Source organism: Shewanella mesophila, assembly GCF_019457515.1.
Taxonomy (GTDB): Bacteria; Pseudomonadota; Gammaproteobacteria; order Enterobacterales; family Shewanellaceae; genus Shewanella; species Shewanella mesophila.
Window position 1 is genome coordinate 1,565,333 of the sequence record NZ_CP080421.1, and the last position, 15,126, is coordinate 1,580,458.

Here is a 15,126-nt window from a genome sequence, read left to right on the forward strand (position 1 = left end):
TCGTGTTCGAGTTTTGCACTTTAGCTGTGGGCACTAGTTTTGAGTACTAGATAGTCCAGAACAGATGAGCTATTACATAGAGCACCAACATACTGATAAAGTTGATTATAACACCAGCCCTCATCATCTCCGATTGCTTAATATAACCTGAGCCATAAACAATAGCATTTGGCGGTGTAGCCACGGGTAACATGAAGGCGCAGGAAGCGGCGATACCAATAAGCACTGACAGCATTACCGGTGATAGACCTAATGCCTCTGCAATAGCGGCGAATACAGGCACTAACAGCGCGGCGCTGGCGGTGTTACTCGCAAATTCGGTCAGCATCACCACGAAAAATATCACGGCGAAAGTAAATAAGGCCATATGAGTATTACCAAAGATGTCGGTTACCCAATGTGCCAGAAATACACTGGTCCCAGTCGTTTTTAAAATGGCGCTGAGGGTTAATCCACCGCCAAATAAGATGAGTACGCCCCAGTCGGTGGTTTTCTCAATCTTCTTCCACTCAACGAGTCCGAGGCCTGCCAACAATACAACGGCACTCAGCGCCACAATAGTATCGAATTGAGCTATGCCCCCTAAAGCGGCTGACAAAGGTTTACTGAAGATCCAGCAGCAAACCGTAGCCACAAATATGAGCAAGGTAAGCTTCCCCTGAACACTTAGGTGTTCGTTGGTTTTTGGTATGTCGCACACAACATTAAGGTTAGGCTTGAGATACAGATAGAGTGCAATCAACATGCTTGGCAGCATTAAGGCGACCGTGAGCAAGCCAAATTCCAACCAGTCGGCAAAGCTTAAACCGACTTGAGCTGCGGCGATCGCATTAGGCGGGCTGCCCACTAATGTGCCTATGCCACCAATATTGGCTGAATAGGCGATACCGAGTAGCATGAAAAGATAGGTATTTCTATGTTCCTTGATATCTAGCTGCTGCAAAATCCCTAAGGCTAGCGGCAACATCATCGCTGCGGTGGCGGTATTGCTTATCCACATCGATAGTAATGCTGTGATGCCAAATAGCATCATACAGGCAAGACTCAATTTACCTTTTGATGCAGTGATTACCTTGTTAGCAATTCGTTTATCTATGCCTTGATGATTAAGCGCCGCAGCAAGCACAAAACCACCGAAAAACAGATAAATAATGGGATTAGCAAAGTTACTCATTGCCGTCTTAGTTTCAAATACACCAAGGAGCACACCCAATATCGGGATAAGGATGGCGGTAATACTGATATGAATCGCTTCTGTTAACCATAATATTGCTGCGAATACCAAAATCGCCAAGCCAGTATTGATGCTTTGTTCAAACGGTAAAAACAGGTATAGCAAGATAAATAGGATGATATCTGCAAAGAGGACAAGCAGATTTTTATGGTCATTTGGGGTTTCTTTAACCAGAGGTAATGTTTGATTGGTCTCGTACGGCATTTATCGGTCCATCTCATTATTGTAATGCGCGTCACATTATCCTAGCGGTAAATTTGCTCCAAGGTTTTTTTGTGTGCCAAATTTACTTTTTTTTGAAACCGTGGGGTGATCATGCTCGTGTTTTGCGTTGGATTTGATGTCTTTGTCACCATTTTTTGTATCTTATGATCAGATTTAGTTTCAAGTAGAAGAATTTTCCCCTTTTTAATTAAACTTCTGAAATAAAGTAAGAATATCTAGATTGTGACGTGTGTCACGTCACGCGCTGGCGTTAATGGCTAGTTGTCACGCATTGGCGGAAATTTTGATGTTGTTCTATGTTTTTTACTAGGCCAAGGAAGATGGAGCGCTGGTCTGATATTCAATTATTATGGATTATTAAGGAGACTGTCATGAAAGTGATGCTATTAACCGCAGTATTGTCCGGTGTGTTGGCGATAAGCCCTTTGTATGCCGCCGAGAAGATCAACGCAGCAAGTGAGCAAGTTATTCCTGCTCAAATTAATATTAATACCGCAACGGCAGAGGAGTTGGTGCAGCTCAAAGGGATTGGTCAAAGTAAGGCGTTAGCGATAATTGAGTATCGTGACGCTAATGGAAAATTCAATTCGATAGAGGAGCTGTCTCAAGTGAAAGGTATTGGCAGTAAATTATTAGAACAGAATCGTGCTAAGCTGACTCTCTGAGCTTGGTGAGTAAATTAATGAGTGAATGTTTGAAAATGCCCGCAATAGCGGGCATTTGTATATAGATTGGGCAGTTGGAGGTAAAGAATAGATATCGAGTGGATATTCACTTGATTGCCGTGCGTCCATAGTAGATAATGCTCGCCGTCTTAAGGATAACTTTTCTTAAGCATCTATGGTGACCCTAGGGTCCCCCCGCAATGATAACTTGTGAACTCGGCCAGGCCCGGAAGGGAGCAACCGCAGCAGGCGACTCATGTGCCGGGGTGTGGCTCTAGGGAAACCTCCAATCTTAACTATTACCAACGAGTTAACCCAGAAATACCTCAGGTGATACACTTGATGGTACATTCTATCAAAAATAATCTATCTGAACTTCTGAACTTCTGAACTTCTGAACATCCCTTCACTTAATTTTTAAAGCTTAGTTTTTCAGAAATATAATGATATAAATCATCAAGTTATTTACATCGTTTTATGCTGTCTCATTTTTGTTTAAATTTGCTTTTAGAAAGGCTCTCGATTTTTCGAGGGCGGCTTGTATTTCCTCTTTCATCTGTTTGAGCTCGTTATAGTCTTCAAAAAAGTAAGTATCGACCAAGTGGCGGATGTAGCGAACTGGCAGTTGGTTTAGGGTAACGCAGCATAAGTCTGCCAAATAATCCTCAGGCAATTCATCTATTAACCCTTCATCTGATAGGAGTTCTAATAAAAGGACTTCATAGTAATTTCGAATTTCTAGTTGCATCCGCTTTCTCCAAAGGTTCGTATTGATTATCTTCAGTTTATAGTTATAGCTATTAATCTAGTTTGCTACCATATCGTGCTTGCAGCAATAAAAACTTGTCTCCATCTTTTGGATATAATTCTAGCGGTTGTTTGCGATATTCGCCTTTTATAATACTAGTGGGTATCGCTGTAGGTATTTATATTGCGGAAATTTTCGATATAAAAAACGCCAGCAAAGAGTTACTGGCGTTGTAGATTGGGGTGAAACGTTTTTATTTACAGCTGCTTAATTGCCCAGCTCATAAATTCTTTACGGGTTTTGTCATCAGCATGTAACCACCAATACTGTAGCATCTGTTGTGCGTGATCTGCATCGGAAGCCGTTGCTGGTAGTGTTGCTGGTAACGTTACAGCCTCAATTGAAGCGGCTGGAGCCACGGCTGGCGTTGGAGCATGAGTATTATTGGTTGCGACAACTGCAGCTGAACTGGTTGCTGCTACTGAAGCCACATCGATATCTTGACCACTATCACCACCAAATAATTTACTGACAAAACTCTCTTCTGTGATGTTGGTTTGCGCTACTTTGTAGCTAACATTACCACCATCTTTGCGAGTAATAATAACCTGTGGTGCTTTGGCAAAAGTCTTCGGGCGTTTAATTACTTCACCTTCCGCTGGCATTAATTGGTAGTCGTGGTTGCCATCTACCGCTAATGTGACAATAAACGGAGAAGACTTTATAAAACTTTCACTGTCACTAAAGTCATCTTGAACCATATCGTGGTAGCGAATCGCAATTTTGTGAGTGCCATTATCTAAGCTGATGTCTGATTTATGATTGAACATGCTGCTTTCAATTTTTTGACCATCTAGGGCAAGATATTCAAATGCCATGGGGATGGTTAAATTAGCAGCCATTGCCGAAGAGGCACCAAGCAGAGCGATTAAAGCGGTGATTGGCATTACTGATTTCATTGTTGCTCCTTAACGATTCTGACTCTTATACGGGCGTTCAAACGCCTGAATACGATCTTCAATATAGCTTATAGCTTGTCGGCACTTCCCTAAGCGGCGATGGACTAAAAGTATCTCATTTTGCAGTGCAATTTTGTCAGCACTATGACAGTTTTCAAGTTTTGATTGTAAGTTTTCGATTTTTTGTTCAAATGTTTGAACCCAGTTCAAATGTTTGTTCAATTCATCATACAACTGGTGACTATTATGCATCACACCCGTCGCGATCCAACCAAAACCACTTTCTGCATGGGATTGTTGACGACGCTTTTTGGCGTTGGCAAATCGCGATGCACGTTGTTGTTCGGCAGATTTAACATTTAATGTTGTAGTGTTAAGTGCTCGTCGAACCGCGGTAAATCTGTCTTGTATTCCTTCGCAGCTTAACGCAACGGTCTCTATAGATATATTCCCCTTTAATAGCTTTTCTAACTGAGCAATTTTTTTGCTCAGTTGCAATATACAAGGTTGCAGCTGTGCACCCGTTTGGTCGAACAAGCTGTCATTAAAACGCTCGGTATCGTTTAGCAACTTACGTTGGCCTTTAGCCAATTGGCTATCATGTTGTAGTACTTCTTGTTCTAGCTGCTTGAGTTGGACTCTTAAACGATGAATTAGTTCAGTGGTGTTCATGCCCATGCACTCCATGCCAAGTTGATGGCGATGAGGATCACTATGCTAATAAATAGCGGGCGAATAAAAGGCACGCCAAATTTGATTGCCGTTCTCGCCCCTATAAATGAGCCAAGCATCATACACAATCCCATTGAGAGGCCGATGACTATGTTTACCTGCCCTAGGGCGAGAAAGACCACGAGGGATGTAAGATTACTGATTAAGGTCATTGCTCTAGCCAGTCCGCAGCTATTGAGCACAGGCAACTTATATTGAGAGGCGCTACTAATTGTCCAAAATGCGCCAACGGCTGGACCGGCAAAACCATCATAAAATCCAAGTGGTAATCCTTGGCACCATTGTTTCTTCTTAGACGGTGTCGTTGTTGGAGCGATATAGGCGCTATCACCCATAGCATTAGGTTTGACTAAGGTGTATATCGCAATGAAGATAATGATGATAGGTAATAATTTTTCTAGCCATTGGTTATCGATAAGGTAAACCACGACCGTGCCAAAAACGGCGCCAATAAAGGTGGCGATTGAGGCGTGATACCAAAACCTTGGCGTAAAAAATTGTTTGCGATAGTAGGTAAATGCAGCCATTGATGAACCAAAGCTTGCAGCGAGCTTATTAGTTCCGAGCGCCGTATGAGGGGGGATGCCTATGGTTAATAATGCTGGAATTGACAGCAAACCACCGCCTCCAGCTACCGCATCAATAAATCCTGCAATAAAACCGGTTGCGGCCAAAATAGCCCAACTACTTGGTTCTAGAAGTAACTCCAAAGATTTTCCTATTCTATTACTTGACGAAAGGGTGGTAAGGCATCGAGTAGTGATTTACCGTAGCGTTTAGTGACCAGTCGACGGTCTAAAATGGTTATACGACCGTAATCCTCTTCCTTACGCAGCAATCTACCACAACTTTGGATTAATTTACGCGAAGCATCGGGTATTGTCAGTTGGAGAAACGGATTGCCACCCTTTATCTTAATATATTCTGCATGAGCCTGCTCGACAGGCGATGTAGGGACGGCAAAAGGGAGTTTAGTGATAATGAGATTCGTCAGATAATCACCTGGGAGATCCAATCCTTCAGAAAAGCTGCCTGTGCCAAATATAATGCTGACTTCACCATCGTCACAGCGCTTTTTATGATTGGCCAATATTTGCTGACGTGAGTCTTCGCCTTGGATCAATAATCTGGTGTTAATTTTGGGACGAACCAAGTCTGCTACTTTTTCCATCTGCCAATAAGAAGCAAATAGCACTAAGGTGGCTGTTTCACCTTCAATGAGTGAAATAATCTGTTCTGCTAACTCTTCAGTATAGCGATCATCAGTTGGCTCTGAACGCATCTTAGGGATAAACAAGGTGGCGTTTTGCTGGAAATCAAATGGGCTATCCATTGCTAAATAGCGACTGCCATCATTGATTGATAAACCGACTTGATGGGTAAAGTGATTAAAGTTGTTCAAGGCCCTTAAGGTTGCGCTGCACAAAACGACCCCTGCGGCTTTTTCCCATAACAGTGACTCAAGCATAAAGCCGACTTCGATCGGGGAGACATTAAATAGATAATCACTTTGCTTGCCAGTTAGCTGTTCAACCCATCTTGCCATCGGTGCGCCCTTGGAACTGTCTGTTTTAGCCATCATCTTCCATAGCTTTTGCAGATTTTCTAAGCGCTGCAACATAAATCCGGTTTCACTTAAGAGCTGTTCGGCTTGATGTTTAGGCAGCTCACCATCTTTGATTGACTCACTGAGTAGGGCAAGCATCTTATTAAACTGCTTTAACGCGCTATTTGAAGCAGTGGCTAAATTCTCCGATGGGATCACTAACGCTTGTGGTAGCTTGCCATGTTCAAAACGAATCCGATTTTCAGGATTATCAAATGCAGCGGCTTGAGTATCACAATACTGCGCAACGCCGTTGAGTAAACTGGTTAGCTCGCCAATGTGATCTAACATCGCCTGAGCCGGGGCAATAATATGGTTGCTCTTGAGCTGATTTTGCAATTTGGTGCTGGTTTTGCCTATTTTTTCAAGCCAATCGATAGCTCCCCGCAAGGTGGCCTGGGCGCTAGAGAAGTCTCTTGCAACCACTGGTAAGTGATGTGCTTCATCTATCACATAGTAAAGTTCTTCAGGGTCGGGCAGTATCACGCCACCGCCAAGTTCGAGATCGGCAAAAAGTAAACTGTGGTTAGCAATTAACACATCCCAATTATCGATATCTTCTCGTGCCTTATGAAATGGGCAGTGCCGATGGCTGGCAAGTTGACGATGACAGCTATGCTTGTCACAGGCAATTTGGCTCCAAAGGTGATCGGGTAGTTGTGTGGCTAATGTGTCACGCTCACCATTCCATCGTCCCTCGTGGTAATCTTTCAATAACCCTTGTAACAGCTCTATTTGACTGTGATCAGGCTTAGTTTGCCACATGGCCATTTGGGTACCGTCATCGCTGCCGATGAGCATCTCTAACTTTGCCAGGCAGACATAGCGCTGGCGTCCTTTAACGAGGCCAAAGGTAAAGTCGACTCCTGATTGCTGTAAAAAGAAGGGGAGATCTTTATTGAGCAGCTGCTCTTGCAGAGCGACGGTAGCCGTCGCTATGCAGACTTTCTTTTTATTGGCTAAGGCAAGTGGTATGGTGCCCAATATATAGGCCAGCGATTTGCCGATTCCCGTTCCCGCCTCAACGACTATGATGCGTCTATGTTGATCATATTCGCCCGCTAGTGTCTTTGATATTTCTGCCACAATGTAGTTCTGTTCCCGCCGTGAGCGAAAATTAGGAAGGGACGCCGCAATATCTTTGTAGATGGTGCGGATCTGAGTTTTTACATTTGCAGATAACATGAAAGCACATAGCAGAGAAATAGAGCTGTACATAATAACAGTGATTACATAGCCTAAGAAGAGGCTATTGTGACTATTTCAATAGTTTGTTAGCTATTGAACTGATAACCCCATGAATTAATGAATAAGAGTAGGCTCCTTGAACGTAGATTTTTCGACAGGCATGAGTGTTAAAGGGCGGATATTAACGCGTCATCAAGTGGGTGGTGCGCTGCATTATTATCTTAAGACGCTGGATGGTCCTGTGCGCGTGATCGTCAATCAAAGTGAAAGAGTATGTTTTTGCCGCACCAGTGACGCTGATTTGTTGCTGACTCTTAACGGGTGTCAATCTATACGTAGTGAAGCCATCAGCCTAAAAACATTTCAGCAAGAACCTGTCTCCGCGCTCTATTGCCCAAATAATCAAGTATTCCGCCAGCTTTCAAGGGGGGCTAGCGATCAAGGTATTGCACTATATGAGGCTGATATTCGTCCAGAGCAACGATACTTAATTGAGCGTTTTATTGCTTTAGATGTCGAGTTTATTGGGGGGCAAGGATCAGGTGAGGCGATTAATACGGTCGTTGGGCATCGATCTCGTCGTACTGATCTTGATGTGACGCTTTCAATCGTATCTTTGGACTTTGAATGCTCAATGAGTGGCGAACTCTATAGCGTTGGCTTATATGGCAAGGACAACGAGGGAGAGACGATAGCGTTAGTTATCATGGTTGGATCGCATTCAGATAACCATGAGCAAGGTGGCTCCTGTGCTGTGACGAATATTGAGTGGGTAGAAAACGAAGCGGCGCTGATCGTAGCGCTGATTAACTGGTTTGATCGGGTTGATCCCGACATCATTATAGGTTGGGCTGTGGTCACTTTTGATCTGGCGCTATTGTACCGACGTGCTGCCTTCCATCAAATTCCCCTTAATCTGGGACGAAATCAGCAGCCATTAACATGGAAGGTTGAAGATAAGTTTCGTCCTGAAACTTTGGTGCTTCCTGGAAGAGTGGTGCTCGATGGCATTGATTGGTTAAAAGCCGCATTTTATCAGTTCGATAGTTATTCTCTAGAAAATGTATCTCGCCAGTTACTTGGTGAGGGCAAAGCCATTGATGATGTTGCCAATCGAGGTGAAGAGATCACGGTCTTATTTCAAACTGATAAACTGGGGTTAGCCTATTACAACCTTACCGATAGCAGACTGGTGTGGGACATTTTTCAAAAGACGTCGTTAACGGAGTTTGCCCTAGAGCGCTCGAGACTAACGGGTTTGGAGCTGGGGCGGGTTGGCGCATCAGTGGCTGCGTTTAATCATCTCTACTTACCGCATCTTCATCGTGCAGGTTATGTGGCACCAAGCGAGCCCGCAAGCGATGGGATTGAAAGTCCAGGCGGTTATGTAATGGACTCTATTCCTGGGCTATATAAGCATATTTTAGTGCTGGATTTTAAAAGCCTTTACCCATCAATAATTCGTACCTTTCTTATCGACCCCAAAGGGCTCGCTGAAGGCCGGTTGCAAGATGACTCAAAAACAGTGGCAGGGTTTTTAGGGGCTCGTTTTAGCCGAGATAAACCGATATTACCAGAGCTTATTGCTGAGCTTGCCGCCAAACGAGAGTTAGCTAAGCAGCATCATAATGCTCCTTTGTCTCAGGCGATTAAGATCATTATGAACTCTTTATATGGTGTGTTGGGCTCTAGAGGCTGTGTGTTTCATGATGCGAAGTTGGCAAGCTCTATTACACTGCGTGGCCATCAAATTATGAAACAGACAAGGGCATGGATTGAAGAGATTGGGCTAAAAGTGATCTATGGCGACACCGATTCAACTTTTGTGCATCTTGCCGATGGCAGTGATATAGCCGACATAGATGAGTTTGCGCGCAATTTAGTTTCAATAATCAACGGAAAATGGCGTTCATTGCTTAAACAGCATTATGAACTCGACTGCCATTTAGAACTTGAATATGAACGTCACTTTGAACAGTTTTTTATGCCCACACTGCGGGGGTCATTAGAAGGCTCTAAAAAGCGCTATGTTGGCGCATATACGGGAGAAAATGGTGAGCTCAAACTGATTTTTAAAGGCATGGAACAGGTAAGAAGTGACTGGAGCCCGCTGGCTCGGCAGGTCCAAGCCGAGTTGTATTATCGGTTGTTCGCTAAGCAAGACATCGTAGAATATCTCAAGGATATCGTTTTGAGATTACAACAAGGCGAGCTGGACGATTTACTTATTTTTTCAAAACGTCTTAGAAGAAACATAGATGAGTACACGGCAAAGGCGTCGCCCCATGTTAAAGCTGCTTCACTTTGGTGCGAACGTAGTGGCAACAAACGACACGGAAAAAGAGGCGTTAAAGTTAAATATATCATCACTAGTAATGGTGCTGAGCCTATAGATTTTTGCCAAGGCCGAGTGGACTATCAATATTATTTAGATAAACAAATTGCACCCATTTCTGATCCAATTCTTTCAATTTTAAACACTAGTTTCAATCAAGTCATGTCAAAGCAAATGTCCTTAATTTAGTTGTCACTAGGTTGGTGCTATCAGCATGAGATGTTAATAAATGGTGTAAACTATGCTGATATCGCTGATTCTTGGTTAATATAGTGAAAAATAGTGTGCTTTTTGTGATATTCGTCTTTGAGGGTTTGCTAATCCTTTGCTAATCTCAAACTGAAATTGGAACGAAATAAAACAACGGAATGTAGTGCAAGCATATAAAGCAAACTGAACATAACAAAAGGTTAAGCGAACAAATGAAAAAGAGTTTAATAGCAACTGCATTAGCGGCTGTCATTTTTGTCCCGACAGCATCGGCTATCGAAATCTATAAAGATGATAAGAATGCTGTAGAAATCGGTGGTTTTATTGACGCACGAGTTATTAATACTCAAGGTGAAACTGAGGTGGTTAATGGCGCGTCACGCATTAATTTTGGTTTCACTCGTGAGATGAGTGATGGCTGGAAAGCCTTTACAAAACTGGAATGGGGCGTTAACCCTGTGGGCAGTAGTGATATTGTTTATAACAATCGTTTCGAATCTGTTCAAGATGAGTTTTTTTATAACCGTTTAGGTTACGTCGGTATATCTCACGACACTTATGGTTCTTTGACCATAGGTAAGCAGTGGGGTGCTTGGTATGATGTAGTGTATAGCACCAACTACGGTTTTGTTTGGGATGGTAATACCGCGGGGGTATACACCTACAATAAAGACGACGGTGCAGTAAACGGTGTTGGTCGTGGTGACAAGACTGTTCAATATCGAAACTCATTTGGTGATGTTAGCTTTGCAGTTCAAGCTCAGTTAAAAAATAGCGCTTTCTATACCTGTGATTCAGATGATATTACTCAAGAAGCGTGTGAAGCGCTTTGGAATAGTGGTGATAGATCTGCCCAACAAGTTGAGTTTAACTACACTTATGGGGGTTCTGTAACTTATGCTGCGACTGACAAATTAACCCTAACAGCGGGTGTTAACCGTGGTGAGTTTGATGTGACCTATGGTAATGGTGAACAAACAACAGCAGTCGATCTTATTTATGGTGCTGGTATCACTTGGGGGAGCTTTGATGATGTAGGTTTTTACGCTGCAGCTAACGTGAACAAGCAAGAAAACCACGATACCGATAACATTGGTCGCCTAATCAAAGACGCTTGGGGTGTAGAAAGCTTATTCTCTTACACCTTCGATAATGGTTTGCGTCCATTCGTGTCTTATAACATTTTAGATGCTGGTAATGACTATGTTATCCAGCCAAACTTTAATGCAGATCCTAATGATGTATTTAAGCGTCAGTTTGTTGTGGTTGGTTTACATTATGTTTGGGACAACAATACTGTTTTATATGTAGAAGCTCGTAAGGATTACAGTGACTTTACCAGTGCAGATAAACAGCAAGAAGCGAGAATGTCTTTATCTGAAGATGATGGCATCGCAATTGGTATTCGTTACACCCTCTAAACTCTGCTAATACAAACAAAAAACGCCTATTGTTAGGCGTTTTTTGTTGTCATTCTAAAACGATTCATCTCTTCCGCAGCGTATGAAGTATTTGAGTTGTTATTTCTTGTTATTAAACGTGAGTGTTTAAACTGACGAATTTGTAACCAATTGTTTACAAGGTTACAAATTTTCATCTTTAGAATTGTAATGGTTCAATTGTAAACTTTAAGAAAACTTATTCCGTCTATCCAGATCCGCTGTACTTCATGTTTTAGTTGTCTCATAGCCCCAACTTTCAAGTGGAATCTTATGCTTGATGCGGGTATTTGACCTGTAATTACATGTGGTTAGTATCATTTCCTTAAATTCTACCACCAGATGATTTTCGATAATCTAGGTTTCTTATATTTAATTTTCATTGCGGTACTCAAGATAAAAACTAAGGTAGCCCGACGCTAATCGAGCTATCGGCTGATTCTTGTGTGAAGAAAGAGGTTATCTTGTTGATTAAATGTTTCATATGTGGTTCTATTTGTTTGCGAATGTTCACGGATGTGACTTGAATGGTTAATTCGTGGGTAGTTCACGTAAAAATAAAAAATATAGTCCAGGGAGAAACAAAATGTATAAGAACAGCTTATTAGCTAGCTCAGTGCGTATTGCACTAGTTGGCGGTGCCATGGCTGCAACTTTCGCTTCACCAGTATCTTACGCTGCTGATGACGTTAGTTCTGAAGTCGAAAAGATTGAAAAGATTGAAGTTACAGGTTCAAGACTGCGCTCTACAGATATGCAAGGTTTTTCACCAGTTCAAGTAATTGACTCTTCTGATATCGACATGTCTAGCGTGGCTAACATTCAAGAGCTTCTGCTTAAGAATCCAGCGTTTGGTACGCCGGGTATCAGCCGTACAAACTCTAACTTCTCAACTGCTAGTGCAGGTGTTGCGACTGTTGATTTACGTAACTTAGGTTCTTCTCGCACCTTGGTACTTGTTAACGGACGTCGTTTCGTTGCGGGTGTTCCTGGCGAAACTTCGGTGGATTTGAACTCAATACCGACTCAATTTATTGAGCGAATTGAGATCATGACAGGTGGTGCATCAGCGGTTTATGGTTCTGATGCCGTGGCTGGTGTTGTAAACATTATCTACAAGAAAGAATTCGAAGGCATTGAGTTTGATGTTCAAAAGGGCGAAAGCTCGGAAGGTGATTCTGAAGAGACTCAAGTTCAGTTTACTATGGGGACTTCTTCGAGTGATGGAAAAGGCAACATAATGATTCACGGTGCATACACAAAGCAAGGTGCTGTGTATTCTCGTGACCGTGACCGTTCTGCCGTTGACCAAGCGTCTTTAGGTGCTTACTTCACTGGTTTACCAGAAGATATGTTTACGCCTGAAAGACCATTTTACTCTAGTTATTCTCCACAAGGTCGCTTCTTTGCTGGCGATACACAATATACATATAATCAAGCTGGTCAATTAGTTGAAGGTTGGTCTACCAACGGTTCAGATACCGCTGAAGCGAACGGTTTTAACCGTAGTGCTTGGCGTACAATTGCTATTCCAACAGAGCGTTATCTATTAGCTGCTTCTGGCAAATATGAATTTGCTGACGGATGGAATGCATTTATGGAAGGTACATATGCTTCTACTTCTACCAGTACAAAGCTAGAGCCTTTCCCAATGGCTTCTGATGATATCTTTTCTGCATCAGGCGGCCAAATGCCGATTGAGTATGAAACATTCATCGAAAGCTTAACAAATCCTGGTGAATATGAGCGCACAGTCGTACGTAATGCTTTTGTGCCTGACGCCATTTACAACTCGGCAATCGATGAAGATGGAGATGGACTAAAGGATATTTATTTCACTCGTCGTCTAGCTGATGTTGCGGCGCGAGGAAATGAAGCTGATCGTGATACTTTCAGAATTGTCGCTGGTGTAGACGGTGAAATTGCTGATGGTTGGTTCATGGATGCGTATTATGGCTATGGTCAAACTAAAGAGTCTCAAGTATCTAGTGGTCAGTTTAACTCACTGAATTTCCGCTCTGCACTTGAAGCTGTAGATGATGGCAATGGTAATATTGTTTGTCGAGATGCTACAGCAAGAGCTCAGGGATGTGTTCCTGTTAGTGTATTTGGTGCTGGTTCTATCTCAGCTGAAGGAGCAAACTATATTCAAGCTCCTGGATTGCTAGCGACATTTACTAGCCAGAAAACTGCAGGTGTTAACCTATCAGGCGATTTGTTAGAGATGCCTGCTGGTGCGTTGGGACTAGCTGTGGGTGCTGAGTATCGAGAAGAATATTCTCGTAGTGAATTTGATGCTCTTCAGCAATCAGGTCTAAACGGTGGTAATGCGATTCCAAGAACTGAAGGTGAGTTCGACGTAACGGAATATTATGCTGAATTAAATGTGCCTTTGTTGGATGGCGTGTTTATGGCCGATCAGTTAAATCTGCGAGGCGCATATCGTTGGTCTGATTACTCTACTGTAGGTAATACAGATAGCTGGAACGTGGCATTAGATTGGGCACCGATTGAGCAAGTTCGTTTTAGAGCGATTCGAGCGCAATCAACTCGTGCACCAAATATCAACGAGCTATATTCGCCACCAAGCCAAACATTCCCTTCAGGTCTAACTGATCCGTGTTTAGGTGTTACAGCTAGCTCTACTGGAGCTCAGGCCGAAGCATGTCGTGCTGATGCGGGTGTAATGGCTAATATTGCGGCAAACGGCGAGTTCACGCTGAACCAGTCTGATTTACAGGGCATTAGTGGTTATAATCGAGGCAACCCAGATCTTGGTCCTGAAAAAGGTAAGTCATGGACATTTGGTGTTACTGTATCGCCAGAAGGTCTTGCTATAATTGAAGATTTTGATTTTAACGTCGATTATTTCGATATTGAAATTGAAGATGCTATCGTATCAACACCACGTCAGTTTATCTTGGATGAATGTTATGGTGGAGACGCATCACTTTGTTCATTTGTGACTCGTCGTCCACAAAGTGCTGGCGCGAATAGTGCTGGTTCGCTTGAGTATATTGATTCTGCAGTGACTAACAGTGGTGGTTTTGCTACTGAAGGCGTCGATTTAGTTGTTACTTATGCCAAAGATTTTGAAGATTACAACCTTGTTGGACAAGTAAATGCTCGTTTAGCATATACTCATGTTTTAGACGGTTACTCAATCCCATTACCTGGTTCTGCAAAGGATAACTTTAACGGTGAGATCGGTTCTCCAGAGAACAAGTGGTATCTATCATTAGGTTATAGCTGGGAAGACTTGACGTTTGCTTGGAATACTACCTTTATCGGTGAGTCATACTTAGATGATGGTTTCTTGTCTGGTTATGATTTAGCGCCAGAATCAGTTGGTGTAGATTCTGTTACGTATCATGATATTAACATTGCATATCGTCCTTGGGAGCAAGCTGAGTTTTATATCGGTGTAAACAACCTATTTGACGAAGAGCCGCCTGCGATCATTACTGGTCTTCCTGGTAATACTACAGGTGCAGAAACCGATGCCGGTACTTACGATGCAGTTGGCCGTAGATACTATGCTGGTTTCAGGTTGACTTTCTAATACCATTAGAATGAAAGCCCCTCATGCTTCGCATGAGGGGCTTTTTTATTTATTTGGATTAATGTTGGGTTAAAGCTTATGTCGGAGGCAACCTAACCGTTTTTCATTATTTCATGCTAGTTCTTTATCTTATGTCCTTCCGTAATCTTCTCGAAAAACTATTTTTTAGGAAAGATATTTGAAAATGTACGTAACATAATTTCAGTTAATTAGGCTTTTTAAC

10 protein-coding genes and 1 other RNA gene are annotated in these 15,126 nt (G+C 42.6%); 5 read left to right on the plus strand and 6 right to left on the minus strand.

Translation table 11 applies throughout. The features are described 5' to 3' along the window. Nucleotides 1-46 precede the first annotated feature (46 nt). Nucleotides 47-1,438, minus strand: a complete 1,392-nt coding sequence (locus K0I73_RS06875; protein ID WP_220063750.1) for an SLC13 family permease — start codon at nucleotides 1,436-1,438, stop codon at nucleotides 47-49. A 392-nt stretch (nucleotides 1,439-1,830) separates the two neighbouring features. Between K0I73_RS06875 and K0I73_RS06880 the strand changes: the two genes are divergently transcribed. Both K0I73_RS06880 and ffs read left to right on the plus strand, forming a co-directional pair. Then, nucleotides 1,831-2,124, plus strand: a complete 294-nt coding sequence (locus tag K0I73_RS06880) for a ComEA family DNA-binding protein (protein ID WP_220063751.1) — start codon at nucleotides 1,831-1,833, stop codon at nucleotides 2,122-2,124. Nucleotides 2,125-2,308: 184 nt separating this feature from the next. Further along, an RNA gene (ffs, locus tag K0I73_RS06885) (signal recognition particle sRNA small type) lies at nucleotides 2,309-2,405 on the plus strand. A 194-nt stretch (nucleotides 2,406-2,599) separates the two neighbouring features. Here the strand turns inward: ffs and K0I73_RS06890 are convergent. The 5 genes from K0I73_RS06890 to dinG form a co-directional block, all read right to left on the minus strand. Beyond that, nucleotides 2,600-2,872, minus strand: a complete 273-nt coding sequence (locus K0I73_RS06890; protein ID WP_220063752.1) for a late competence development ComFB family protein — start codon at nucleotides 2,870-2,872, stop codon at nucleotides 2,600-2,602. Nucleotides 2,873-3,129: 257 nt separating this feature from the next. After that, on the minus strand, nucleotides 3,130-3,831 hold the full coding sequence (locus tag K0I73_RS06895) for a DUF2057 domain-containing protein (RefSeq protein ID WP_220063753.1): 702 nt from the start codon (nucleotides 3,829-3,831) through the stop codon (nucleotides 3,130-3,132). 9 nt (nucleotides 3,832-3,840) lie between these two features. After that, nucleotides 3,841-4,503, minus strand: a complete 663-nt coding sequence (locus tag K0I73_RS06900; RefSeq protein WP_220063754.1) for a primosomal replication protein — start codon at nucleotides 4,501-4,503, stop codon at nucleotides 3,841-3,843. Beyond that, nucleotides 4,500-5,273 (minus strand): sulfite exporter TauE/SafE family protein, encoded by a 774-nt coding sequence (locus tag K0I73_RS06905; RefSeq protein ID WP_220063755.1) that lies wholly within the window; start codon nucleotides 5,271-5,273, stop codon nucleotides 4,500-4,502. Before K0I73_RS06905 ends, K0I73_RS06900 begins: the two co-directional genes overlap by 4 nt. A gap of 8 nt (nucleotides 5,274-5,281) precedes the next feature. Next, on the minus strand, nucleotides 5,282-7,354 hold the full coding sequence (gene dinG, locus K0I73_RS06910; RefSeq protein WP_220063756.1) for an ATP-dependent DNA helicase DinG: 2,073 nt from the start codon (nucleotides 7,352-7,354) through the stop codon (nucleotides 5,282-5,284). Between the two features lie 139 nt (nucleotides 7,355-7,493). On the opposite strand from dinG, the gene K0I73_RS06915 reads away from it, so the two are divergent. The 3 genes from K0I73_RS06915 (at nucleotide 7,494) to K0I73_RS06925 (ending at nucleotide 14,903) form a co-directional block, all read left to right on the plus strand. Next, nucleotides 7,494-9,881 (plus strand): DNA polymerase II, encoded by a 2,388-nt coding sequence (locus K0I73_RS06915; protein ID WP_434086703.1) that lies wholly within the window; start codon nucleotides 7,494-7,496, stop codon nucleotides 9,879-9,881. A 233-nt stretch (nucleotides 9,882-10,114) separates the two neighbouring features. Further along, a complete protein-coding gene (locus tag K0I73_RS06920; protein ID WP_220063757.1) occupies nucleotides 10,115-11,323 on the plus strand; it encodes a porin in 1,209 nt (402 codons plus the stop codon). A 604-nt stretch (nucleotides 11,324-11,927) separates the two neighbouring features. Next, complete coding sequence (locus K0I73_RS06925; RefSeq protein WP_220063758.1) at nucleotides 11,928-14,903, plus strand: TonB-dependent receptor domain-containing protein; 2,976 nt, start codon at nucleotides 11,928-11,930, stop codon at nucleotides 14,901-14,903. Nucleotides 14,904-15,126: the final 223 nt, after the last annotated feature.